The organism is Streptomyces sp. NPDC005878 (genome assembly GCF_040629815.1).
GTDB lineage: Bacteria > Actinomycetota > Actinomycetes > Streptomycetales > Streptomycetaceae > Streptomyces.
Genome location: NZ_JBEXWK010000010.1, coordinates 12,813 through 37,033, shown reverse-complemented (window position 1 = coordinate 37,033; position 24,221 = coordinate 12,813). Strand labels below are relative to the sequence as shown.

Here is a 24,221-nt window from a genome sequence, read left to right as displayed (position 1 = left end):
AACGCATTTCGGAAGGGGCCCGCCCCGCCCGTACCATTTCGGGCATGTCCCGCACCGCAGCCCCGCACCGCCGCCTCGCGGCCGTGCTGCTGATGGTGCTCGGCGTGGCGACGGTGCTGCTGTGCGGGCCGTCCCCGGCGGCGGCCTCCCCAAACGAGGCGCCGCCCACCCGGATCTCCGTGACCCTGGACCGTTCGCCCGGCTGTGAGCAGGGCGGCAAGCAGGACCGGGGCGGCGACCCGGCCGCGCCCGTGCGGTCCCGTACCGCGGGCGACCAGGCCCCGGCCCTGGGGGAGCGGCTCGCCCCGGCGGCCCTCGCCGCGCGGGCCGCGGCGCACCGCGACCCGCCGGTGCGCGGCCCCACGCTCACCGCGCCCAGCCCCGTCGAGCTCTCCGTACTGAGGGTCTAGACGGCCGGTCCCCCGACCGGCCGTCCCTTTCCCCTTCCCTTTTCCGCCGCCTTCCCGTGGCGGCGGTACGTCCACGGAGACCCGTATGTCCCAGCCCCAGGGCACCCCTGCGTCCAAGCCCAAGTCCAAGCCCCGGTCCTCCTCCCGCCCGAGGCCCAGGAAGCCCTTCGTGATCGGGGCGGCCGTCGTCGCGGCGGCGGCCCTCCTGGGGGCCGTCTCGTACGGCGCGAACTCCTCCGGCGACGGTCGCGGGAGCGCCGCCGCCGAGGCGGTCGAGCCGCCCGCCGGGACCTTCCCCGAGCTGGAGAAGCTGGCCCGGCGCGACCGCGGCGACGCGCTGGCCCAGGGCCGCCCGGACGCCCCCGTCGTGATGATCGAGTACGCCGACTTCGCGTGCTCCTACTGCGGCAAGTTCGCCCGCGACACCGAACCGGCGCTGGTGAGGAAGTACGTCGACGCCGGGACCCTGCGCATCGAGTGGCGCAACATGCCGATCTTCGGCGCGGAGTCGGAGGCGGCGGCGCGGGCGGCCTGGGCGGCCGGGCGGCAGGGCCGCTTCTGGCAGTTCCACACGGCCGCCTACGCCCATGGCTCCAAGGAGAAGGGCTTCGGGAAGGACCGGCTGCGCGCGCTGGCGAAGGAGGCGGGCGTGAACGACCTCGACCGCTTCGCCCGGGACGCCGACAGCGACGAGGCGAAGGCCTCGGTGAAGAAGGACCAGGAGGAGGCGTACGGGCTCGGCGCGAGCTCCACCCCGTCCTTCGTGATCAACGGGCGCCCGCTGGCCGGCGCCCAGCCGCTGGACACCTTCGCCCAGGCCGTCGACGAGGCGGCCGCCTACCGGGCGGCGCGGACCGCCGCCGGTGCGAAGGGCACCGGAGAGTGACCGCGGACATCGGCTATCTGGCCGCGTTCCTGGGCGGGCTGCTGGCGCTGCTCAGCCCGTGCAGCGCGCTGCTGCTGCCGGCCTTCTTCGCGTACTCGATCGACTCCGCCTCCCGGCTGCTGGCCCGCACCGGTCTCTTCTACGCGGGGCTGGCCACCACCCTGGTCCCGCTGGGGGCGGCCGGTTCGTACGCGGGGCGCCTCTTCTACGGCCACCGCGACCAGCTGGTCCTCTTCGGCGGCTGGCTGATCATCGCGCTCGGTGCCGCGCAGATCCTCGGCATGGGCTTCGCCAGCCGCCGGATGACCGAGCTGTCCGGCCGCATCCGCCCGACCACGGCCGCCTCCGTCTACGCCCTGGGCGCGGTCTACGGCCTTGCGGGCTTCTGCGCCGGGCCCATCCTCGGCAGCGTCCTCACGGTGGCGGCGGTCAGCGGCAGCCCGGCCTACGGCGGGCTGCTCCTGGCGGTGTACGCGCTGGGCATGGCGGCCCCGCTGTTCCTGCTCGCACTGCTGTGGGAGCGCTTCGGGCTCGGCCGCCGGCGCTGGCTGCGCGGCCGGGCGGTGCGGCTCGGCCGCTTCGAGCTGCACACCACCTCGCTGCTCTCGGGGCTGTTCTTCATCGTCCTGGGCGGCCTGTTCCTGGCGTTCGACGGGGCCACGGCGCTGCCCGGGCTGCTGGACGTCGACGACTCCTACGCGGCCGAGCAATGGGCCCGCTCGGTCGGCGACGCCGTTCCGGACTGGGCGCTGCTGGCGGCCGTCGTGGCGGCGGTCGCGCTGGTCCTCGGCGTACGCGGCCTGCGGGCGCGGCAGCGCGAGGCGGCGGAGAGGGAGTGAGAACGCGGAAGGCCCCGTCCTGGGGACGGGGCCTTCCGGTGGTGGCTGGGGCCGGGGTCGAACCGGCGACCTATCGCTTTTCAGGCGATCGCTCGTACCAACTGAGCTACCCAGCCACGGTGTTTCACGTGAAACACCAGCGGTCCTGACGGGATTTGAACCCGCGGCCTCCACCTTGACAGGGTGGCGAGCACTCCAAACTGCTCCACAGGACCAAGCAATGTGCGAGCACTAGTCTCGCACACGGTAATGCGTGCCCCCAACGGGATTCGAACCCGTGCTACCGCCTTGAAAGGGCGGCGTCCTGGGCCACTAGACGATGAGGGCTAAGGGCCCACCTGGGCGCTTCGCAGCGCGTCGGGGACGTGAGAAGCATATGGGATGGAAGGAGCTATCGCCAAAACGGTTTCCCGGCGGCTCGCCGGGTCCCCCGCGGAGGCCGCCGGGGCGGCCCGGGCCCCCGGGCCGGGAACCGGGAGCCGGGAGGCGGGGGCGCCCGCCCGGGGCGCCGCCGCGCCCCATGCGTGACAATGGCCGCGTGCTGGAGATGACGCGCGAGGAGTTCGAGGAACTGGTCGCCGAGGCGCTGGACCGCATCCCGCCGGAGCTGACACGGCTGATGGACAACGTCGCCGTGTTCGTCGAGGACGAGCCCGCCACCGACGACCCCGAGCTGCTCGGGCTCTACGAGGGGACTCCGCTCACCGACCGCGGCGAGTGGTACGCGGGCGTGCTCCCGGACCGGATCACCATCTACCGGGGCCCCACCCTGCGGATGTGCGAGTCCCGGGAGGACGTGGTCGCCGAGACCGAGGTCACCGTCGTCCACGAGATCGCCCACCACTTCGGCATCGACGACGAGCGGCTGCACGCCCTGGGCTACGGGTGAGCGCGCCCGGACGCCCGGAGCCGATCGACCCGGACGTCGACCTCCACGTCCCCGCCCAGCGCGCCGAGACCGCCGGCGGGGCGAAGTGGCCGGTGCTCGCGGTGATCTCGGCGGGCGGGGCGCTGGGGGCGAGCGCCCGGTACGGCCTCGCGCTGGCCTGGCCGACGCACGCCGGCGGCTTCCCGTGGTCGACGCTGCTGATCAACGTCCTGGGCTGCGCCCTCATCGGCGTCCTGATGCCGCTGATCAGCGAGGGCGGACGCGGCGCCCACCACCTGGTGCGGCCCTTCCTCGGGGTCGGGGTGCTCGGCGGCTTCACCACCTTCTCGACGTACGCCGTGGAGGTCGCCCGGCTCCTCGCCCGCCGGCAGCCCGGTCTCGCGATGGTCTACGCGGCCGGGACGCTCCTCGGGGCGCTCGGCGCGGTGTGCCTGGCGGCGGGGGCGACCCGGCGGGTGCTGGCGGCACGCGCCGGGGCGGAGCGGGAGGTGCGGACGTGACGTGGCTCCTGGTGGTCGTGGGCGCGGCCGTCGGCGCGCCGCTGCGCTACGCGACCGACCGCGCGGTGCAGGCCCGCCACGACTCGGTGTTCCCCTGGGGGACGTTCGTGGTCAACGCGGCCGGAAGCCTGCTGCTCGGCGCGCTGGCGGGCGCGGCGGCCTCCTCCGGTACGTACGCGCTGCTCGGCACCGGGCTGTGCGGCGCCCTCACCACGTACTCGACGTTCTCGTACGAGACGCTCCGACTGGCCGAGCGGGGCCGGACGTTCCTGGCGGCGGCGAACGTGGCGGCGTCGGTGCTGGCCGGGCTCGGCGCGGTCTTCCTCGGCGCGGGCCTCACCGGCGGCACTCCGGCGTGAGAGCCGTCCAGCGCACCCCCGCCCGCGCGCCGGGCGGACGCCGGAGGCGCGACGACGGGCCCTGACCCGACCGGGTCCGCCCCGACCTGATCGGGTGGGACCGGATTCGCCACCGAAGGACCACCCGTCGGAATCCCGTTCGTACGGGCGGCGCCTCGGGCGTGTCCCCGGCGGGGGAAAGGGAGTTGGTCAGGGCGACCCTGCCCCGCCCGCGCTCCGGAGGCCGCCCGTGCGCCAGTTGTCCGCCCCCGCCCGTCTGGCCGTGACCGCACTGGTGGTCGCGGCGTCGGCGGGCTGCATGAGTGTGAGGGACGACGGAAAGGCTCCCAAGCCGTCGGTCTCGGTCGGGCGCGAAGGTGCGGCGGTCGAGTCGGAGGGAGTCGCCGCGGTCTCCGCCGGGGCCGGCAAGGGGCGCTCCGGCAAGCACGGCGCCAAGCCGTCCCCGGGCGCGTCCTCGGCCGCGAGCCCGAGCGGCTCGGCGCCCGGCGCGCCCGCGGCCACACCCGGTGGCCGCCCCCGGCCCCAGAACCCGCCGCGGCCCGGCGGCGGCAGCGCGGGCGGCCCCTCCGCGCCCCCGCAGCACCCCTCGTCGCCGCCCGCCTCGTCGAGCCCGCCCGCGCCCCCGACGAGCCAGCCTCCGCCGGACCCGCCGGCGAGCCCGAAGCCGAGCGACTCGCCGTCCGCCTCCCCGGCCGCGGACACCCGCACCACGGCCCTGCGCGACCTCGGGGGAAGCCAGGCCTCACGGGCCGAACCGGCGGCATCCCCGCAGGTCGGGCCGGTATAGGCGGGGCGGGTGAGGGGCTTTGTGACGTGGATCGCAAGGGAGCGGTTTGCGCTCCTGCGGGGGGAGTGCGTATGGTGGTAGATCGTTTGATCCCATTGCCCGGCGCCGACACAGAAGAGCGCCGTGTGGCGCGTACTCTCCCTAGCCGTGGCTGACCGCATCGAGGCGGTCGAATTGCGAATCACGGAGTTGACGGGCGCGTGCCGAGACTCCGGAAGGTTTCGCATTTCGCATGTCCATTTCCAGTACTGACAACACCGTCATGCCCGAGAACGACGAGATCGTCGTCGCCGAGGCCGTCGTCACCGAGACCACCGACGTCATCGAGACCGCTGAGGTCGTCGAGGTCATCGCCGCCGACGAGGCCGACGAGGCCGCCGAGCCCACCGTCACCTTCGCGGACCTCGGTCTGCCCGAGGGCGTCGTGCGCAAGCTCGCCCAGAACGGTGTGACCAGCCCCTTCCCGATCCAGGCCGCGACCATCCCGGACGCCCTGGCCGGCAAGGACATCCTCGGCCGTGGCCGCACCGGCTCCGGCAAGACCCTCTCCTTCGGTCTGCCGACCCTGGCGCAGCTCGCCGGCGGCCACACCGAGAAGAAGAAGCCCCGCGCGATCATCCTCACGCCGACGCGTGAGCTCGCGATGCAGGTCGCGGACGCCCTCCAGCCGTACGGCGACGTGCTCGGCCTGAAGATGAAGGTCGTCTGCGGCGGTACGTCGATGAGCAACCAGATCTACGCCCTGGAGCGCGGCGTCGACGTCCTCGTCGCCACCCCGGGCCGTCTGCGCGACCTCATCAACCGCGGCGCCTGCTCGCTCGCCAACGTCCAGGTCGCCGTCCTCGACGAGGCCGACCAGATGTCCGACCTGGGCTTCCTGCCCGAGGTCACCGAGCTGCTCGACCAGATCCCCGGCGGCGGCCAGCGCATGCTCTTCTCCGCCACCATGGAGAACGAGATCAGCACGCTGGTCAAGCGCTACCTGACGAACCCCGTCACGCACGAGGTCGACAGCGCGCAGGGCAACGTCTCGACGATGACCCACCACGTCCTGGTCGTGAAGCCGAAGGACAAGGCGCCGGTCACGGCCGCCATCGCCGCCCGCAAGGGCCGCACGATCATCTTCGTCCGCACCCAGCTGGGCGCGGACCGCATCGCCGAGCAGCTGTGCGAGTCGGGCGTGAAGGCCGACGCGCTGCACGGCGGTATGACGCAGGGCGCGCGCACCCGCGTCCTGGAGGACTTCAAGAAGGGCTACGTCAACGCCCTCGTCGCCACCGACGTCGCCGCCCGCGGCATCCACGTCGACGGCATCGACCTGGTCCTCAACGTGGACCCGGCCGGTGACCACAAGGACTACCTGCACCGCTCGGGCCGCACCGCCCGCGCCGGCAAGTCCGGTGTCGTGGTCTCGCTGTCGCTGCCGCACCAGCGCCGCCAGATCTTCCGGCTGATGGAGGACGCGGGCGTCGACGCCTCGCGCCACATCATCCAGAGCGCCGGCGCGTTCGACCCGGAGGTCGCCGAGATCACCGGCGCCCGTTCGCTGACCGAGGTCCAGGCCGACTCGGCGAACAACGCCGCCAAGCAGGCCGAGCGCGAGGTCGCCGAGCTCACCAAGGAGCTGGAGCGTCTGACGCGCCGCGCCGCCGAGCTGCGCGAGGAGGCCGACCGTCTGGTCGCCCGCTCCGCCCGTGAGCGCGGCGAGGACCCGGAGGTCGCCGTGGCCGAGGTCGCCGTGGCCGCCGAGGCCGAGGTCGCCGCCGTGGTGGCCGCCGAGCCGGTCGCCCAGGAGCGTCCGTACGAGCGCCGTGACGACCGGGGCAACTTCGGCCGTCGTGACGACCGCGGCGACCGCGGTGGCTTCCGCCGCGACGACCGTCGTGACGACAACCGGGGTGGCGGCTTCAACCGCGACCGCGGTGACCGTCCCGCGGGCGGCGGTTTCAACCGCGACCGCAACGACCGCGGCTTCGAGCGCCGTGACGACAACCGTGGTGGCGGCTTCCGTCGCGACGACCGTCCGTCCGGTGGTTTCAACCGTGACCGCAACGACCGTGGCTTCGAGCGTCGTGACGACAACCGCGGCGGTGGCTTCAACCGCGACCGCAACGAGCGTGACAACCGTGGTGGCGGCTTCCGTCGCGACGACCGTCCGTCCGGTGGTTTCAACCGTGACCGCAACGACCGTGGCTTCGAGCGTCGTGACGACAACCGCGGTGGCGGCTTCAACCGCGACCGCAACGAGCGTCCGGCCGGCGGCGGCTTCCGCTCCGGTGGCGGCGACCGCCCGTTCAACCGCGACCGCAACGACCGTCCCTCGGGCGGCTTCCGCTCCGGCGGCTCCGGCGACCGTCCCTACGGCCGTCGTGACGACCACCGCGGTGGCACCGGCACCGGCACGAACACCGGCTCCTTCGGCCGCCGCGACGACAAGCCGCGCTGGAAGCGCAACGGCTGATCCGTCGACCGAGTGAGTGAAGGGCCCGTACGGCACCCCAGGGGTGCGGTACGGGCCCTTCCGCGTACGGGGGCTTCTTTTGGCCAGCGGTGGCGCATGCCGGACCTCCCGCGAGGGAATCGCTGGGGGCATGACAAGTGACGCGAGTACGAATCCGGACGCCCACGGGGCGCCGGACGGTCTCGGTCCGGCGGGCGGCGGCGCGGTGCACACGACCGGCGCGGCGGCGTCCGACGAAGAGCGGCTGGCACAGCTCGGCTACACCCAGGTGCTGGCCCGCCGGATGTCCGGCTTCGCCAACTACGCCGTCTCGTTCACCATCATCTCGGTGCTCTCCGGCTGTCTGACGATGTACGCGTTCGGCATGAACACCGGCGGCCCGGCCGTGATCACCTGGGGCTGGGTCGGGGTCGGGCTGATGACGCTGCTGGTCGGCCTGGCGATGGCCGAGATCTGCTCGGCGTACCCGACCTCGGCGGGCCTGTACTTCTGGGCGCACCGACTCGCGCCGGAGCGCAGCGCGGCGGCCTGGGCCTGGTTCACGGGATGGTTCAACGTGCTCGGCCAGGTCGCGGTGACCGCCGGGATCGACTTCGGCGCGGCGTCGTTCCTGGGCGCGTACCTGAACCTCCAGTGGGACTTCGGGGTGACCCCCGGCCGGACGATCGCGCTCTTCGCGGCGATCCTGCTCCTGCACGGCCTGCTGAACACCTTCGGCGTACGGATCGTGGCGCTCCTCAACAGCGTGAGCGTGTGGTGGCACGTGCTGGGCGTGGCGGCGATCGCGGGCGCGCTGGCGTTCACCCCGGACCACCACCGCTCCACGCGGTTCGTCTTCACCCACTACGTGAACAACACCGGCTGGGGCAGCGGCTTCTACGTCGTCCTGCTCGGCCTGCTGATGGCCCAGTACACCTTCACCGGCTACGACGCCTCCGCGCACATGACGGAGGAGACCCACGACGCCGCCACGGCCGGCCCGCGCGGGATCGTGCGCGCGATCTGGACCTCGTGGATCGCCGGCTTCGTCCTGCTGCTCGGCTTCACGTACGCCATCCAGTCGTACGACGACGAACTCGGCTCGGCGACCGGCGCGCCGCCCGCCCAGATCCTCCTGGACGCGCTGGGGGCGACGGCGGGCAAGCTGCTCCTGCTGGTGGTGATCGGGGCGCAGCTGTTCTGCGGGATGGCGTCGGTGACGGCCAACTCCCGCATGATCTACGCGTTCTCGCGCGACGGCGCGCTGCCGTTCTCCCGCGTCTGGCACACGGTGAGCCCCCGTACCCGCACGCCGGTGGCGGCGGTGTGGCTGGCGACGGCGGGCGCGCTGGCGCTGGGCCTGCCGTACCTGATCAACGTGACGGCGTACGCGGCGGTGACGTCGATCGCGGTGATCGGCCTGTACATCGCGTATGTGATCCCGACGCTGCTGAGGCTGCTGAAGGGCGACGCGTTCACCCCCGGCCCCTGGCAGCTGGGGCGCTGGTCCCGCCCGGTCGGGGTGGCGGCGGTGGCCTGGGTGGCGCTGATCACGGTCCTGTTCATGCTGCCCCAGCTGTCCCCGGTGACGTGGGAGAACTTCAACTACGCGCCGGTGGCGGTGCTGGTGGTGCTGGGCTTCGCGACGGCGTGGTGGCTGGCCTCGGCCCGCCACTGGTTCCTCCGCCCGCCCGGCCCGGGCCCCGCCGACTCCCCGCACCGCCGTTCGTGACCTGCGCATACCGGCCACGAAGGGTCCCGAACGGGCCGCAACAGGCCCGGCACCCGATACCCGATCGGCTGCCGGGCGCGGTCGGGCTATGCTGCGGGGGTGCGGTATGCCAGGGGCCATTAGCTCAATTGGCAGAGCAGCGGACTTTTAATCCGTTGGTTGTCGGTTCGAGTCCGACATGGCCTACCGGCCGCAGGAGGGGTGGCACACCCCCTGACCTGCGCTCCAGCGCCCCGCCCGGGCTCCCCGGGCGGGGCGCTGTCCTGTGTCCGCCCGTTCGGTGGTCCGGTCCCGGTCAGGAGTCGCCGCCGCTCGGGGGGCAGTTGGAAGGGGGCGTGCGGCCCCCCGCGCACACGGCCGGCGCCGTGGGGCCGCCCGAGGGCGGGCTCCACGGCGCCGGCCGTCTCAACCCCGGCCCGCATGCCGGGGCTGGCCGGAGACGGGGGAATGTTGCTCTCCGGCGCGCCGCGGGCGGCCGGTGTCGAGGACGCGACGTGTTGGCGATTGTCGACACCGGCCGCTGTTCTGGGTGCGTGTACGCCGGCCGTCCCCGCGGCACGGGGTCAGCCGCCGCGCCCCTGGTGGTCGGCCTTCGGCGAAGAACACCGAGCAACCGCTTTCACCTGGGTCGATACGCACGAGACCCCTAGGGGCTTCGTGCGCAACAGTGTGGAGGGGCACCCCGCCCCCTTTCCAGGGGGCCGAATTGCAGATAATGATCCAGCCATCAACATCCGGCCCCGGCGACAGGAGAGCCCCCCACACGTCAGACCCTCGGGTCGCATCAGGTCGCCGGCACGTCGCGGCACGTCGTCCCGGGCCGCCCCCGGCCGCCCCGGGCCCGTCGTCCCGCCACGGCGACAGCCGTTCGTCCCCGTCTCCCCGTGAACGAAGGTCCCGCCTTGTCGCCGCTCGCCGCCCGTGACCGTACGTCCCTCAAGAGGCTCCTCCAGGAGCGGCGCGCCGCCATCCACCCGGAGTCCGCCGGGTTCCCGCCGCGCCAGGCGGGGCCGGGCCGGCGGGTCGCCGGGCTGAGCCAGGAGCAGATGGACCTCCTGCTGGAGCGCACCCCGGGGACGTACAACCGGTTCGAGAACGGGCAACTCAACCCCACCGCCGAGTTCCTGACGAACGTGGCGCGCACCCTGCGCCTCAACGAGCAGGAGTGGACGTTCCTTTGGCGCCTCACCCGGCGCGAGTACCCGCCGTACACCCTGCACCGCGACTCCGGCATGTCCGTCCCGGGCGTCTGGCAGCGGGTCGTCGAGCAGATCGACGGGGCGATGGCCTACATCACCGACGCCGCCTGGAACCTGCTCGCCCACAACACCGCGTTCGCCGAGCTCTTCCCGGGCGGGGAGGTCCCGGCCAACACCATGCGCTGGATGCTCCTCGACCCCCGCGCGCGCGAGGACGTCCTCACCGAGTGGGAGGACCGCTGGGCCCCGATGGTGCTGCCGCAGCTGCGGCACGGCGTGGAGATGCGGCCCAACCACGCGGAGCTGCGGCGCCTGGAGGCCGACGTGCAGGCCGACCCGGTCGCCGGTCCGCTCTACCGGGAGGCGGGCGACACCCCGATCCCGTACCCGGACGGCTCGGAGCGGCCCATCCGCCACAGCCGGTACGGGCCCGGCTGGGTCACCACCTGTGTGGCCGAGCCCGTCACCTCGCCCGGGGCCCGGGTGATGCTGCTCCTCTACACCCCGGGCGCCTCCCTCGTGAGCCGTCACCCGGTGCTGAGCGCGCCGCTGACGAGCTGAGCGCGCGACCGGCGTGACCGGCTCGCTGGACCCCCTCGGAACGACTCCCTCCGGCTGAGCTCCCCGCCCCTTTCCAGGGACGAATTCCAGCCGTCTCAGTTAAGTTGAGCTCTCGTCCTCCGGCCCTCCGAGGGAGCCCACTCGTGCCCGCTCACATAGCCCTCCCGGCCGTCGTCCTGCCGGACCACGTCATCGCCACGGACGAGATCTGCGCGGACATCCGGCGGGCCAACCCCGACCGGCCGCGGCTGGAGGCGCACCTGCGGATCGCCCGGGCGACCACCGTCCGCACCCGTCGTTTCACCCGCCCGCTGCACGCCCCGACCGTGGCTGGAAATGCCACGGTCGAGGAGCGCAACAGAGCGGGGTACGAGGACGCCCTGGGGCTCGCGGTCCGCTCCGGGCGGCGGGCCCTGGTCCACGCCGGCCTCGCCCCCGACGACATCGACTGCCTGATCACCAGCCACACCACCTCCTGGACCGTGCCCTCCCTCGACGTCGCCCTCGTCCGGGAACTCGGCCTGCGCCCGGACGTCCGTCGTGTCCCGATGGCGACCGTCGGCTGCGCGGGCGGTGCGCACGGCCTGGTCAGGGCCCACCAGGACATCGCCGCCCACCCGGGCTCGCACGTGCTGGTCGTCGTCGCGGAGTGCCTGTCGACGGCCACGTACAACCACACCGACACCAGCCGGGAGTCGATGATCTACAAGGTGCTCTTCGGGGACGGCTCGGGCGCCGTCGTCGTCTCGGACACCCCGGCCTGGAGCGGGCCCAGCTTCGTCATCGAGGACACCTTCGAGTACGTCCTGCCCGACAGCCTCGACCGCTACCGGGGCCGCCTCTCGGGCGCCGGACTGCACTTCGACTCCACGACCGCCGCCACCACCTCGCTCAACGACAGCCTTCCCGCCGTACGCGCCTGGCTCGGCGGCAGCGGCAGGGCCCTGGAGTTCGCGGTCGTCCACCCCGGCGGGCCCCGGGTCCTCCAGGACGCCGCCGCCGGGTTCGGCCTGGACGGCGACCGCGACCACGGCGCCCTGCGGCACGCCTGGGCGAGCCTGGCCGCCAACGGGAACCTGGGCGGCTCGGCCGTCCTCGACGTGCTGGCCCGCACCTTCGCGCAGGCCCCCGGCGACCGGCAGTCCGGCCTCATCATCGGCTTCGGCCCGGGCTTCGTGCTGGCCGCCTCGCGGGGGCACTGGTCGGCGTGAGCGCGGAGCCGTCCGTAAAGCGGTACGGAGCACCGTCCGGGATGCCGTACAGTTGTGTTTACCGACGCGGGGTGGAGCAGCTCGGTAGCTCGCTGGGCTCATAACCCAGAGGTCGCAGGTTCAAATCCTGTCCCCGCTACTGAAGACCGAAGGCCCGGCACATGCGAATGTGCCGGGCCTTCGGCATTTCCCCGACGGCCCGCGCGGGCGCGTGTACGTACAGTAGTCTCCCGATTGCCATGCGCGAGCACATGGACGGACCGCTGTGGGCGGCGACGCGGCGCAAGGCGCCCGCGGTGCCGCTGTTCCTCGCCCTGTGCGCGCTCCTGATGTGCCTCTCCCTGCCGCTGTCGCTGCCCCTGTCGCCCGCCTCGCCCTGGATCTCCGCGCCCTCGCACGCCAAGGGCGGCGTCCCCACCGTCCACGGCGGCCCGGCGGCCCGCCGCCACGCCCGGGGGACCTGCGTCCACGGCCGGGCCGGGCCCCGCAGATGCCGGGCGCGGCTGATCGCGACCGGCGCCGAACGGCACTGAGGGGCCCCGGGCGCACCCGGTTGGCCGAGGAGCGTTCGCGGCGGGCGGCCCGGCCCGGCACCCTGAGTGGGGCGCCGGGAACGGCGGCGGCCCCGCGGACGGGCGGGAGAGCACAGGTGCGGCAGCGAACGGACGGCGGCGGCCGGGAGGGCTCCCGGCGTCCGGCCCTGGTGCGCGCCCTGCCCGCGCTGCTGTTGGTCGCCGGGGTCGTCCTCGACGTGGCGACACCGCCCGACCTCACCGCGGCGGCCCTGTTCGCCGCGGTCCCGCTGACCGCGGCCCCCTTCTTCGGCCCCGCGGGCACCGCCGCCGCGGGCGCCTCGGCGGTCGGGGCGGTGCTCCTCACCGAGTACCTCCACGACGTCCCCAGCACCGGGGAGGCGGTCAGCGAGCTGTTCACCGTCACCACCGTCGGCGCGCTGGCCCTGCTCACCAACCGCATGCTGCGCCGCAGCGGCGAACGTCTGGCCTCGGCGCGGGTCATCGCGGAGACCGCCCAGCGCGCCGTCCTGCCCACGCCCGCCGAGCGGATCGGCGGCCTCCAGGTGGCCGCGCGGTACGAGGCGGCGCAGGCCGGCGCGTTCATCGGCGGGGACCTCTTCGCCGTCCAGGACACGCCGTACGGGGTGCGCCTGGTCGTCGGGGACGTCCGGGGCAAGGGCCTTGAGGCGGTCGAGGCGGTGGCCGTGGTGATCGGGGCGTTCCGGGAGGCGGCCGAGCAGGAGCAGACGCTGGAGGCGGTGGCCGGACGCCTTGAGCGCGCGCTGGCCCGGGAGGGCACCCGGCGCGACGGCCTGGACGCGTTCGAGGGGTTCACCACGGCCGTGCTCGCCGAGATCCCGCGCGACGCCACGGCCGTACGCCTGGTGAACCGGGGCCACCCCGAACCGCTGCTGCTCCACGCCGACGGGGCGCTGGACGCGCTCACCCCCTCCGATCCCGCGCTGCCGCTGGGGATGGCGGAGCTCGGGGTGTGGCCGGACCGGGCGGACACGTACCCCTTCCCGCTCGGGGCGACGCTGCTCCTCTACACCGACGGCCTCTCCGAGGCGCGTTCGGCCCGGCCGCCCGGGGTCTTCTACGACCCGCACGAACGGCTGCGCGGCCGGATCTTCCCGGGGCCGGACCAGCTCCTGGACGCGCTCGTCGACGATGTGCGCAGGCATACGGGCGGCGGCGCGAACGACGACATGGCGCTGCTGGCGGTGCGGCGGCCCGGGGCGCGGCGGCGGACGGTGCCGGTGGTTCCGTGACGGTCCGTGCCCGAACGACGCCCCAGCGCACGTGGTTTGACGGACCATCAGTCGCTGGCGCCGGGGATTACGGGGAACGGCTTGGAATCCGGTCCGCCTGTCTATTAACGTTCGATAACGCAGCGCGGTCGTCCCAGCCGTCGTAGAGGCGGCACCGTGCGCACGCGCCGAATTCCGCAAGGGAACCGGGGAACCACCACCTTGGGGTGAATCGAGCACCTTCGCACCGTCGAAAAGTGCCCGTAGGAGACCTTCCTGCTCCGATCCCTCCCCCGAGCTCTCAAGGAGCAGGGGGAACCCCCACCGCTGACCCGGTAGGCGAGAAGGAAGGAAAGGAGTGCGCCCCCGTGGCGTCCAACGAGCCTGCCCTCGGCACCCCGCCGCTTCCCCCCGTCGCCCCGTACGGGCCCGCGCCCAGCGGCACCGAGGTGTGGGAGGAGTGGAACCCCACGGAGGAATCCGTCTCCTCGGTACGCGGCCGGCACCGCGTGATCAAGCAGCGCGGCGGGCTCGCCCGCAGCTCCACCGTCCTCGGCGTCGGCGTCATCGCGGCCGTCGGCGCGGGCGGCATGGCCAGTGCGCAGACCAAACCGCCGGTCTCCATATCCCTGCCCGACTCCGTCGCGGACAATCTCCCCGATGTGAAGTCCCTGCCGGGCGTGGGCGCGCTCATCACCGGCATCGCGGGCGACGACAAGCCCGACGCGTCCCCCGTGGCCGCGGCCGACAGAGCCGTCGCGAGCGCCCCCCTCACCATGGCGGGCGTCTCCCGGGCCGCGGCCGAACAGGGCGCCACCGGCGCGGGCGAGGCCCTGCGCGCCCGCATCCTCCAGCAGGCCGAGCAGCAGCGCAGCAGCGCCGAGGCCGAGGCGAAGGCGTCCGCCGAGAAGGCCGCGGCCCAGCAGGCGGCGGCCGAGGCGAAGGCCGCGCAGAGCGCCGCCCAGCAGAAGGCGGCCGCCGAGAAGAAGGCCGCCGAGGAGGCCGCCGCGAAGAAGGCCGAGGAGGAGCGGCTGGCCGAGCTGGCCAAGAGCTACTCGCTCCCGGTCGCCTCGTACACGATCACCTCCACCTTCGGCCAAGCCGGTTCGATGTGGTCCTCCGGCCACCACACCGGCCTCGACTTCGCCGCGCCCACCGGCACCCCGCTCAAGGCGGTCCACGGCGGGACGGTCAAGTCGGCGGGCTGGTCCGGCTCGTACGGCTACCGCACGGTGATCGAGCTGGAGGACGGCTCGGAGCTCTGGTACTGCCACCAGTCCTCCATCGCGGTCGGCGCCGGGCAGAAGGTGTCGACGGGCGAGACGATCGGCCGCGTCGGTGCCACCGGTAACGTGACGGGCCCGCATCTGCACCTGGAGGTGCACACCCCGGGCGGCACGGGAGTCGACCCGATGGCGTGGCTCCAGTCGAAGGGCCTCAACCCGTAGGGGGGCCTGCCCGGCGGGCGGGGGCGCGGAATAGGCGTGCCCCGTCGGCCCGTTCACCCCCCATGACCACGCTGCGCCCCCTGGGCTCTTCCGACCTGTCCGTCTTCCCGCTCGCCCTGGGCGGCAACGTCTTCGGCTGGACCGCCGACGAGGCCGCCTCCTTCGCGGTGCTCGACGCGTACACGGAGGCGGGCGGCAACTTCGTGGACACCGCCGACGTCTACTCGGCCTGGGCCCCGGGCAACGAGGGCGGCGAGTCCGAGCGGATCATCGGCAGGTGGCTGGCGGCGCGCGGCAACCGCGAGGACGTCGTGATCGCCACCAAGGGCGGCGCGCACGCCTCGTTCAAGGGGCTCGCGGCCCCCACCATCAAGGCCGCCGCCGAGGAGTCGCTGCGCCGTCTCGGCACCGACTACATCGACCTGTACTACACGCACTTCGACGACGAGTCCGTCCCCGTCGAGGAGATCGTCACCGCCCTCGACCAGCTGGTCAAGGACGGCACGGTGCGTGCGGTGGCCGCCTCCAACATCTCCCCGGAGCGGCTCCAGGACTCCCTGGACTTCTCCGACCGCGAGGGCCTGGCCAAGTACGTCGCGCTCCAGCCGCACTACAACCTGGTCTCGCGCGACACCTACGAGGGCACCCTCCAGGACACCGCCGGCCGCTCGGGTCTGGCCGCCGTGCCCTACTCGGCGCTCGCCTCCGGCTTCCTCAGCGGCAAGTACCGCCCCGGCCAGGACGTCGACAGCGCGCGGGCCGGCAGCGCCGGCCGGTACCTGGGCACCGAGCGGGGCGTGAAGGTGCTCGCCGCGCTCGACCGCGTCGCGCTGGCGCACGGTGTCGAGCCCGCGAGCGTGGCCCTCGCCTGGCTCGCCGCGCAGCCGACCGTGGTCGCCCCGATCGCCTCGGCCCGGACCGTCGAGCAGCTGCCCGCGCTCCTCGCGGTCGCGGACCTGGAGCTCACGGACGCGGAGCTGAGCGAGCTGAAGGCCGCCTCGGCGTAGACCGGGGACAGGCTCTCAGCGCCGGTAGGGGTCGTACGGGGAGGCGGCCGGGCCGTAGCCGTACGGGGCGTGGTTCCCGTACGCGCCCTGGCCGTAGCCGTACGGGGGCTGGTGGCCGTACGGGGTCTGGGTTCCGTACGGGGTCTGGTGGCCGTACGGGTAGGGCTGGGACGGGATCCAGATGCGGCCCGCCGCGCCCGCCGCGTACAGCAGAGCGGGGCCTGCCACCTCCCGGCGCGCCCACAGGTGGTGCAGCAGCTCCTGCTCGCGGGCGGTGAAGTCCGGGCCGGCCTCGGAGCGGCGGGCCCGGCGGCGCAGGAACGCCAGGGCCGTCGCGAACGCCTCGTACTCCGCGACCGTCCGCGCCGCCCGCTTCCCCCCGAAGGTGCGGTGGGCGAAGTCGCGGGCCATCGAGCGGGCCCGCATCGAGGAGAGCGCGAGCGGTTCGGCCGGGCCGAGCCAGCCCGCCGCCGCGTAGGCGGGCAGCTCCGCCGCGACGGTGCGCAGCTCCCGCTGGCGGCTCCAGACCGCGAGCCAGGTGAGCAGCCCGAACACCGGCACCATGAACGCGGCGTAGACCAGGTAGAAGCCGTACGTCCCGAACGACGACGAGCCGTTCCACAGCGCGTGCATCCCCATCGCGGACAGCAGGCCGAGCACCGGCCAGCCGATCCGGCGCCGGCGGCGGCCCGGGGCCGCGAGCGCCGCGGCCCCGAAGCCTATGCCGGTGCAGACCGTGAACAGCGGGTGCGCGAACGGCGACATCACGACCCGGACGAAGAACGTCGCCGCGGTCGTCGAGGAGAGCCCGGCGGTGTGGCTGACCTGGTCCTCACCGAAGGCGTTGCCGAGGTACAGGATGTTCTCGGTGAAGGCGAAGCCGGTCGCGGTGAAGCCCGCCACGACGACGCCGTCGACTATCCCCTTGAAGTCCCGTCTGCGGAACAGGAACAGCAGCAGCACGGCGGCCGCCTTGGCGCTCTCCTCGACGACCGGCGCGATCACGGTCGCGCCCAGGTGGTCGGCGGAGGACGGATCGGCGGTCGCGGTGGCTATCCACTTGGTCGCGAAGGAGTTGGCGATGATCGCCACAAGGGCGGCGGCGCACGCCCCCCAGGCGAGCGCGAACAGCAGGTTGCGCCAGGGGCCCGGGTCCACCCGGTCCAGCCAGCGGAACGCGGTGACCAGCAGCGGCACCGGCAGTACGGCGAGCGCGAGCCCCACCAGGAACCCCTCGGTGCCGGTCTGGTCCCGCACGATGGCGAGGATGACCAGACCGCACAGGGCGAGCAGGGTGATCAGCGCGCCGGCCCGGAACGCCCGGGAGCGCCAGAAGTCGCGCCGCGGCCGGTAGCGCCACTTGGCGCGCTCCGGGACGGCGTCGAACCGCGGCTCGGCGCCGCGCTCCGGGACCGGCTGGAGCGGGCCCGGCGGCTGGCGTTGCGGAAGCGACTCGGACGACACCAGACGACCCTAACGAGGGGTACGGACAATCCGCGACGGTGCGTGGGGTCGCCGTCAGGCGGAGGGCAGCTCGGCCGCGCGGGTGAAGAGCAGGTCGTGGACCACATGGCCCTTGTCCAGGCCCTGCCCCTCGAAGCGCGTGAGTGGCCGGAACGCGGGCCTGGGCGCGAAACCGCCGTCCGCCTGGGTGTTCTCGAACGCGGGGTGCTCGTTCAGCACCTGAAGCATCTGCTCGGCGTACGGCTCCCAGTCGGTGGCGCAGTGCAGCAGCGCGCCGGGCTTCAGCCGGGGCGCGGCCAGGGTGAGGAAGTCGGGCTGGATGATGCGGCGCTTGTGGTGGCGCTTCTTGGGCCAGGGGTCGGGGAAGTAGACCCGCAGCCCGTCCAGCGACTCGGGCGGCAGCATCTCGCGCAGCAGGATGATCGCGTCGCCGTTGGCGACCCGGACGTTGGTGAGGCCGCCGCGCTCGGCGAGGCCGAGGAGGTTGCCCTGGCCGGGGGTGTGGACGTCGACGGCGAGGATGCCGGTGCCGGGGTCGGCGGCGGCCATCTCGGCGGTCGCCTCGCCCATCCCGAAGCCGATCTCCAGGACGACGGGCAGTCCGCCGAACATCTCGTCCAGGTCGAGCGTGCCGCGCCCGTCGATGTCGAGGCCCCACTGCGGCCACAGCCGCTCCAGGTACTCGCCCTGGCCGGTGGTCACCCGGCTGCGGCGCGGCTGGAAACTGCGGATGCGCCGTTCGTGGTGGGACCCGGCGGGGTCGGCGACGGGACCCCCGGGGAACCGGGGCTCGCCCTTGGGGCGACGGGCGGGGGCGGGGGGCGGCAGCTCAGACACAATGAGCCGATTCTACGTGCCGCGGCCCGCACGCGGCCCGCACGCGGCCCGCTACACCCGCGCCGCCCCCAGCACCCCCAGCGCCCGCCGGGCCACCTCGCGCCCGATCGGCAGGGACGCGGTGGCCGCCGGGGACGGGGCGTTCAGGACGTGGATCGTGCGGGGCGCCTCGCGGATGAGGAAGTCGTCGACCAGGGTGCCGTCGCGGAGCACCGCCTGGGCGCGCACTCCGGACGGGGCGGGGCGCAGGTCCTCGTCCCGGACGTCGGGCAACAGCCGGCGGACCGCCTCGGTGAAGGCGCGGCGGGAGAGCGAGCGGTGGATCTCGCCCGCTCCGTACCGCCAGTGGCGGGCGGCGATGCGCCAGGTGCCGGGCCAGGCAAGGGTCGAGGCCAGCTCGGCGGGACGGACCGTGCGCCAGTCGTAGCCCTCGCGGGCCGCGGCCGGGACCGCGTTCGGCCCGACGTGGACGCCGCCGCCGATCCCCCGGGTCAGATGCACCCCGAGGAAGGGGAACGCCGGGTCGGGCACCGGATACACCAGACCCTTGACCAGGCCGGGCCGCGCCAGGTCGTAGTACTCGCCCCGGAACGGCACGATCCGCACCCCCGGGTCGTCCCCGGCCAGGCGGGCCACCCGGTCGCAGTGCAGCCCCGCGCAGTTCACCAGCGCCCGGGCCCGGATCACCGCCCCGGTCGAGGTGCGCACGGCCACACCCGAACCGGGGCGGCGCGCTATTTGGACGGCTTCCGTCCCGTACCGGATCTCCGCGCCGGACAGCTCGGCCAGGCGGGCCGCCACCGCCGGGTAGTCGCAGACGCCGGTCGTGGCGACGTGGATCCCGGCGAGGCCCTGGACCTCCGGCTCGTACTCCGCGATCTGGGCCGGGCCCAGCTCGCGCACCGGGATGCCATTCTCCCGGCCGCGCTGGACCAGGGCGTGCAGCCGGGGCAGCTCGGTGCGGTCGGTGGCCACGATGAGCTTGCCGGTCACCTCGTACGGCAGGCCCTGCTCGGCGCAGAACGCCACCATCTCGGCGGCTCCCCGCACCCCGTACCGCGCCTTGAGGGAGCCGGGGCGGTAGTAGATCCCGCTGTGGATCACCCCGCTGTTGCGGCCGGTCTGGTGGCGGGCGGGGCCGGACTCCTTCTCCAGGACGGTCACCCGGGTGCCGGGCGAGGCCTGGGCCAGGGCATACGCCGTCGACAGACCGACGATCCCGCCGCCGATCACCAGCACGTCGCAGTCGTACGCCGTCACCACCACACCTCCCACCCCAGATAGTGCACTGGCCCACTGACAATGCCCGTAAACCCGTGGCGGAAGTGATCTACGCCGGGGCCACCAGGAGCGGCCGGGCCCGCTCCCGCAGCTCCACCACGCGCGGCTCGTCCCCGTAGGGCTCCAGGCGGTGCAGCAGGTCCCGTACGTACTCGGTGGTGCGTGCCGAGGAGATCCGTCCCGCGACCTCCACCGCGCGCGTGCCCGCGGCGCAGGCGGCGTCCAGATTGCCCGACTCCAGCTCGGCCACCGCCGAGACCACGAGCCGCAGGCCGTGCGAGCGCACGAACTCCTCGGTGGGGCGCGACAGCGCCTGCTCGGTGAAGCGGCGCACCTGGCGCGGGGCCTTCAGGTCGCGGTAGCACTCGGCCGCGTCCGCCGCGAAGCGGTCGTAGGAGTAGAAGCCGAGCCAGGAGGGGTCCGCGTCGCCGTCCCGGGAGCGCTCCAGCCACGACTCGGCGGCCTTGAGCGCGGCGCCGGCCGCGAGCGCGTCGCCCGCCTTCGCGTGCGCGCGTGCCTCGACGAGCCGGAAGAAGCTCATGGTGCGGGCGGTCGCCAGGCCCCGGTTGCGCTCGACGGCCGCCTGCGCGAGGTCCACGCCCTCGTCGGCGAAGCCCCGGTAGGTGGCCTGGAGCGACATGGAGGCGAGCACATAGCCGCCCAGCGGCACGTCGGCCGCCGCGCGCGCGAGGCGCAGCGCCTGGATGTAGTAGCGCTGCGCGGCCTCCTGCTGGCCGGTGTCGAAGGCCATCCAGCCGGCCAGCCGGGTCAGCTCCGCGGTCGCCCCGAACAGGCCCCGCCCGACCTCGTCCGAGTACGAGCCGAGCAGCAGCGGGGCCGCGTCCACCCGTAAGCACTCGGGAACCATCGACGAACGCCAGTCCCCGCCCCCGTACTTGGAGTCCCAGCGGCGGGCGTCCTCCGCCGCCTCGCGGAGTTTGGCCACATCGCTGTGGCCGACCTTCAGGGGTGTTCCGGCCGCCCCGTCGTGGTCGCGCGCCACCGACGAGTCGGCGGGGGTTATGAGCCAGCGGGAGGCCGGGGTCGCGTACGCGGTGACCGCGAAGGATCCGGCCAGCGACTGCCAGATGCCGCCGCCCGCCCGCCGTCCGGCCAGATCGAGCCGGTAGAGCTCGGTCGCGGAGCGGACCGCCTCGCCCACGTCGCGCGGGAACGCCAGACCGACCTCGGGCGCCGGGTCGGCGTCGGCGAGTCCTATCTCGTGCAGCGGCACCGGGCGCCCGAGCTTGGCGCCGATGGCCGCAGCGATCAGATGGGGCGCGGCGCCCTGGGGCACCATCCCCTTGGAGACCCAGCGGGCCACCGATGTCTTGTCGTAACGAAGGGTCAGACCGCGTTGCGCACCGAGGTCGTTGACCCTTCTGGCCAGTCCGGCGTTGCTGATTCCCGCGAGGGCGAGAACGGTGCCGAGCTTCTCGTTCGGCCCGCGTTGCTCCCTGGACATGCGCCACCCCTCGACACAGACGGCGTCCCCCGGGGGCGGCGCCCCGGGTCCGTCCGGCCGCACACTCGTGTGGCCGAGCCCCCAGGAATATGCCGCCCGCGGAGAACAGCAGTGCACCCAGCGTAGTTCGCCGCATCCCTACCGTTAAGGGGCGGTGTTCCGGATGGCGGGATTGCTTTCCGTACGGACGAGTTGGGGCCGGGGGTGTGTGCTCCGGGTGTGTGGCCGTGCGCGGTGCGTGCGCTCTGGCCCGCCGAGGGCGGACAGCGCTTCCATGTCAGGTGCGTGGGTCGGCCCGCTGAACTGGATCCAGTGGGCTGGGGGACACCGTCGCCTCAATCCCCGCGGGCGGCGGACCGGTCCGGGAGGCGGACAGCGCCTCCCGGACTGGGGGTCCCGCGGACCGGCTCCGCTGCCCGTTTCATGCCCGCTCCGGGGTGTCCGCCACGCGCCCCCGGGGTGAAGTTGGCCGAAAAGCGACGGTCCCGCACCACCCGGAAACGCCGCTTCCGCGCGGCTGGGGAGCTGTCAATCGGCCATCCATGGGAGCGCGTTCACTTTTTGCGCGCGCTACCCCGAGGCCCCTCCCGCACGCCATTGTCATGGCAGCATGGTCCCGAGCGACCTCAGAACCGCATGCCTGCGGCTTGACCCGGTTCTGTCGGCGCGGGCGACGGGTTGTCCACAGGCTGTGGAGGCGGCGATGCGGTGGCTGGTGGGCTGGAGCAGTGTCGCCGCGCGGTTCGGCGCCGCCGGGACGGCCGGCGCCCTGGGCGCGCCCGAGGAGGGGCGCACGGTGCATCCGGTCGGCTCCCAGCTGCTGTGGGGCGACCCCGACCCGCTCTGGGCGGTCGGCGACTGGCGCCCCGATGAGATCCGCGTGGTCAGCGTGGGGGCGGACACCCGGCTCGCGGTGCTGGGCTGCTGCGCCGCCAGCGACGAGGAGCTGCGGGTCGGGCTGTTCGCGGCACGCGGGGGCGCACTGCGGCACCTGTCGGCATGGCCCGGCAGCTATACGGCCGTTGCCCAGGTCGGACGCAGGGTCACCGTCGTCGGTGACCTGGCCGGTGCCCGCCCCGTCTTCTACACGCCCTGGGCGAGCGGCACCGCGTACGCCACGGCCGCCCTGCCGCTCGCCGACCTCATCGAGGCCCAGCTGGACATCGGCCACCTGGCGGCGCTGCTCGCCTGCCCGGACGTACCCGAGGCGCTCGGCGACTCCACCCCCTACGCCGGGGTGCGGCGCATCCCGCCCGGCCACGCGCTCGTCCTGCGCGAGGGCTCGCGGGAGATCACCGGGTACGAGCCGATGGCCTCGCTCGCCGTCGCCGCCGCCCAGGTCGACGAGGAGAGCGCGGTGAACGGCGTACGGGAGGCGCTGGTCGCCGCCGTACGGGCCCGGCTCACCGCGCCGCGCCACGCCCCCGAGACACTGCCGCCGGACCCGGGTCCGGTGCCCGGCATGGGCCCCGCCGAGCGGCGCGCCGCGCGCGGGGGCCCGGCCCCCGGCATCGGCGCCGACCTCTCCGGCGGTCCCGCCTCGGCCACCCTCGCCCTGCTCGCCGCCGGGCTGCCGGGCAACCCCGGCACGGTGCTCGGCCACGGCACCGGCGCGGGTGAACGGCTCCTCGCCGTCACCTTCAACGACCTCGCCGTACCCGGCCGGCGCGGCGAGGCCGAGGTGGAGCGGGCCGGGGCGATCGCGACCAACCCCCGGCTGCACCACGTGGTGGTGGCCGGCGATGAGGAGGCCCTGCCGTACGCGGAGCTGGCCGGACCGCTCACCGACGAGCCGGGCCCCTCCCTGGTCGTGGCGGAGCGCCACCGGCGCCGGCTCGCGGCGGGCAGCGCGGACCACTTCACCGGCAGCGGGGCGCGACAGGTCCTGGACGCGCACCCGGCGCGCCTCGCCGACCTGCTGATGGACCGTCAGCGCCGCCACCTGCTGCGCCCCGCGGCGGCGCTGGCCAAGGCGGGCGGCCCCTCCGCCCACTCCCTCTTCGTCCCGCTCACCGTGTACCGGGCGGCCCGCAGACTCGCCCGTACGCCCTACCGGGCGGGCATCGAGTCGGCGGCCGAGCGGCTGCGGCGCGACGCCGACCTCGTCGACGCCGCGGCCGAGACCCCGCTGGACGCCTCGCTCGCGTCCCTGGCCTGGACGCGGCCAGGACCGGCCGCGCGATGGCTCACCGGGGAGGCGCTGGCTGAAGTATCGATCCGGCTGATGGCGTCGGCGACGCGCCCGGCGACGGTGCTGCGGCCCGGCGAGGCGCGGGCCCGCGCGGCGCTCGCCCGCTACGCCGCCGACCACCGCGTCCTGGAGCAGGCCGCCGAGATCCGCAGCCAGCGGCTGCACGCCCCGTTCCTGGACAACCAGGTGGTACGGGCGTGCCGCGCCCTGCCCGAGGCGGTACGGGTGCAGCCGGGGGCGCGGGCGGCGATCCTGCGGACGGTGCTTGCGGGGTCCGGGGTCCGGGACCTGCCGCCCGGCTGGGGCGCCACGTCCCACGCCTCCTCCACGGCGGCGGTCCGCGCGGGTCTGCGCCGCGCGATCGACCCCCTGATCTCGCTCTTCGAGGCCCCGCTGCTCGCGGACGCGGGCCTGATCGAGGCCCGCACGGTCCGCCGCGCCCTACGGGCCGCCGCCGCGGGCGAACGCCTGCCGCTGGACGGGCTTGCGGACCTGGTCTCCACGGAGTTGTGGCTGCGGCGGCTGCTGGCGCGGCGGGGCACGTGCTGGACGGGGACGGCTGCGCCGAAGCAGCGGGCGGTGGCGGGCGGAATAACCCGCTCCCGCCCGCCACTACGAGCCTAGAAGCCCACACCACCCCTCCCCGGGGCCTCCACCCCGGCCACCCCTCCCCGGGGTCTCCACCCCGGCCCCGCGTCCCTGGGGCCTGCACCCCGGCCCCGCGTCCATGGGGGCAGCGCCCTCGCCCCCATGACGGGACCTGCGGCCCTAGGCCCCCCAAGGCGGGGCCTGCGGCCCCTGAACGCCTCGCCTTTCGCCTGCGGACCGTGGAGGGTTGCTCGCGCAGTTCCCCGCGCCCCTAGGTACTCAGGGGGCGCGGGGAACTGCGCGCTCAGCCACCCACAAACCCGCGGATGCCCACCGGGCGAAAAAGGGGCGCGGGGAACGGC

General features: G+C 74.2%; 20 protein-coding genes, 5 tRNA genes and 1 riboswitch. Of the genes, 18 read left to right on the top strand and 7 right to left on the bottom strand.

Annotated elements, in window-relative coordinates:
* The first annotated feature begins 44 nt into the window (after positions 1 to 44).
* The 3 genes from ABZ404_RS17420 to ABZ404_RS17410 all read left to right on the top strand — a co-directional run bounded on the left by ABZ404_RS17420 (position 45) and on the right by ABZ404_RS17410 (position 2,135).
* Entirely contained in the window at positions 45 to 410 is a 366-nt protein-coding gene (locus tag ABZ404_RS17420) for a hypothetical protein (RefSeq protein WP_358836012.1), read from the top strand.
* An 85-nt stretch (positions 411 to 495) separates the two neighbouring features.
* Entirely contained in the window at positions 496 to 1,296 is an 801-nt protein-coding gene (locus tag ABZ404_RS17415; protein ID WP_358836013.1) for a thioredoxin domain-containing protein, read from the top strand.
* Positions 1,293 to 2,135: a cytochrome c biogenesis CcdA family protein gene (locus ABZ404_RS17410; protein WP_358836014.1), complete on the top strand. Its 843-nt coding sequence runs from the start codon at positions 1,293 to 1,295 to the stop codon at positions 2,133 to 2,135. The genes ABZ404_RS17415 and ABZ404_RS17410 overlap by 4 nt, the downstream gene beginning before the upstream one ends.
* 39 nt (positions 2,136 to 2,174) lie before the next feature.
* Here ABZ404_RS17410 and ABZ404_RS17405 read toward each other — a convergent pair.
* From ABZ404_RS17405 to ABZ404_RS17395, 3 genes are all read right to left on the bottom strand, one after another.
* Positions 2,175 to 2,251: transfer RNA gene (locus ABZ404_RS17405), tRNA-Phe, on the bottom strand.
* Between the two features lie 24 nt (positions 2,252 to 2,275).
* Positions 2,276 to 2,350 (bottom strand) — tRNA-Asp (locus tag ABZ404_RS17400).
* 39 nt (positions 2,351 to 2,389) lie between these two features.
* Positions 2,390 to 2,462 (bottom strand) — tRNA-Glu (locus ABZ404_RS17395).
* 211 nt (positions 2,463 to 2,673) lie between these two features.
* On the opposite strand from ABZ404_RS17395, the gene ABZ404_RS17390 reads away from it, so the two are divergent.
* The 14 genes from ABZ404_RS17390 (at position 2,674) to ABZ404_RS17325 (ending at position 16,033) form a co-directional block, all read left to right on the top strand.
* Positions 2,674 to 3,024 (top strand): metallopeptidase family protein, encoded by a 351-nt coding sequence (locus ABZ404_RS17390; RefSeq protein WP_358836015.1) that lies wholly within the window; start codon positions 2,674 to 2,676, stop codon positions 3,022 to 3,024.
* Entirely contained in the window at positions 3,021 to 3,524 is a 504-nt protein-coding gene (locus tag ABZ404_RS17385) for a CrcB family protein (RefSeq protein WP_358990524.1), read from the top strand. The genes ABZ404_RS17390 and ABZ404_RS17385 overlap by 4 nt, the downstream gene beginning before the upstream one ends.
* Positions 3,521 to 3,883 (top strand): CrcB family protein, encoded by a 363-nt coding sequence (locus ABZ404_RS17380; protein ID WP_358837226.1) that lies wholly within the window; start codon positions 3,521 to 3,523, stop codon positions 3,881 to 3,883. Before ABZ404_RS17385 ends, ABZ404_RS17380 begins: the two co-directional genes overlap by 4 nt.
* Before the next feature lie 229 nt (positions 3,884 to 4,112).
* Positions 4,113 to 4,670 (top strand): hypothetical protein, encoded by a 558-nt coding sequence (locus ABZ404_RS17375; RefSeq protein WP_358837225.1) that lies wholly within the window; start codon positions 4,113 to 4,115, stop codon positions 4,668 to 4,670.
* 232 nt (positions 4,671 to 4,902) lie between these two features.
* Positions 4,903 to 7,131, top strand: coding sequence for a DEAD/DEAH box helicase (locus ABZ404_RS17370; protein ID WP_358990521.1), 2,229 nt, complete (start codon positions 4,903 to 4,905; stop codon positions 7,129 to 7,131).
* A 130-nt stretch (positions 7,132 to 7,261) separates the two neighbouring features.
* Positions 7,262 to 8,842, top strand: coding sequence for an amino acid permease (locus ABZ404_RS17365; protein WP_358837223.1), 1,581 nt, complete (start codon positions 7,262 to 7,264; stop codon positions 8,840 to 8,842).
* A gap of 113 nt (positions 8,843 to 8,955) precedes the next feature.
* A tRNA-Lys gene (locus ABZ404_RS17360) sits at positions 8,956 to 9,028 on the top strand.
* 698 nt (positions 9,029 to 9,726) lie between these two features.
* Positions 9,727 to 10,602, top strand: coding sequence for a helix-turn-helix domain-containing protein (locus ABZ404_RS17355; protein ID WP_358835830.1), 876 nt, complete (start codon positions 9,727 to 9,729; stop codon positions 10,600 to 10,602).
* Between the two features lie 143 nt (positions 10,603 to 10,745).
* The gene (locus ABZ404_RS17350; RefSeq protein WP_358835829.1) at positions 10,746 to 11,813 is read left to right on the top strand and encodes a PhlD; all 1,068 of its coding nucleotides are present in this window, start codon (positions 10,746 to 10,748) and stop codon (positions 11,811 to 11,813) included.
* 65 nt (positions 11,814 to 11,878) lie between these two features.
* Positions 11,879 to 11,952 (top strand) — tRNA-Met (locus ABZ404_RS17345).
* A gap of 100 nt (positions 11,953 to 12,052) precedes the next feature.
* On the top strand, positions 12,053 to 12,346 hold the full coding sequence (locus tag ABZ404_RS17340; protein WP_358835828.1) for a hypothetical protein: 294 nt from the start codon (positions 12,053 to 12,055) through the stop codon (positions 12,344 to 12,346).
* Between the two features lie 116 nt (positions 12,347 to 12,462).
* Positions 12,463 to 13,599: a PP2C family protein-serine/threonine phosphatase gene (locus ABZ404_RS17335; RefSeq protein ID WP_358835827.1), complete on the top strand. Its 1,137-nt coding sequence runs from the start codon at positions 12,463 to 12,465 to the stop codon at positions 13,597 to 13,599.
* Positions 13,600 to 13,754: 155 nt separating this feature from the next.
* A riboswitch (cyclic di-AMP (ydaO/yuaA leader) is annotated at positions 13,755 to 13,935 on the top strand.
* Positions 13,936 to 13,946: 11 nt separating this feature from the next.
* Positions 13,947 to 15,026: a M23 family metallopeptidase gene (locus ABZ404_RS17330; protein WP_358835826.1), complete on the top strand. Its 1,080-nt coding sequence runs from the start codon at positions 13,947 to 13,949 to the stop codon at positions 15,024 to 15,026.
* Between the two features lie 62 nt (positions 15,027 to 15,088).
* A complete protein-coding gene (locus ABZ404_RS17325) occupies positions 15,089 to 16,033 on the top strand; it encodes an aldo/keto reductase (RefSeq protein ID WP_358835825.1) in 945 nt (314 codons plus the stop codon).
* Between the two features lie 15 nt (positions 16,034 to 16,048).
* Here ABZ404_RS17325 and ABZ404_RS17320 read toward each other — a convergent pair whose 3' ends face one another.
* The 4 genes from ABZ404_RS17320 to ABZ404_RS17305 all read right to left on the bottom strand — a co-directional run bounded on the left by ABZ404_RS17320 (position 16,049) and on the right by ABZ404_RS17305 (position 21,080).
* Entirely contained in the window at positions 16,049 to 17,497 is a 1,449-nt protein-coding gene (locus tag ABZ404_RS17320; protein WP_358835824.1) for a PrsW family intramembrane metalloprotease, read from the bottom strand.
* A 54-nt stretch (positions 17,498 to 17,551) separates the two neighbouring features.
* Positions 17,552 to 18,334, bottom strand: coding sequence for a tRNA (guanosine(46)-N7)-methyltransferase TrmB (gene trmB, locus ABZ404_RS17315; RefSeq protein ID WP_358835823.1), 783 nt, complete (start codon positions 18,332 to 18,334; stop codon positions 17,552 to 17,554).
* Between the two features lie 51 nt (positions 18,335 to 18,385).
* A complete protein-coding gene (gene lhgO / locus ABZ404_RS17310; RefSeq protein ID WP_358835822.1) occupies positions 18,386 to 19,594 on the bottom strand; it encodes an L-2-hydroxyglutarate oxidase in 1,209 nt (402 codons plus the stop codon).
* A 70-nt stretch (positions 19,595 to 19,664) separates the two neighbouring features.
* Positions 19,665 to 21,080, bottom strand: a complete 1,416-nt coding sequence (locus ABZ404_RS17305; RefSeq protein WP_067162776.1) for an MFS transporter — start codon at positions 21,078 to 21,080, stop codon at positions 19,665 to 19,667.
* Between the two features lie 703 nt (positions 21,081 to 21,783).
* Here ABZ404_RS17305 and ABZ404_RS17300 point away from each other — a divergent pair.
* Positions 21,784 to 23,895 (top strand): asparagine synthase-related protein, encoded by a 2,112-nt coding sequence (locus ABZ404_RS17300; protein WP_358990518.1) that lies wholly within the window; start codon positions 21,784 to 21,786, stop codon positions 23,893 to 23,895.
* Positions 23,896 to 24,221: the final 326 nt, after the last annotated feature.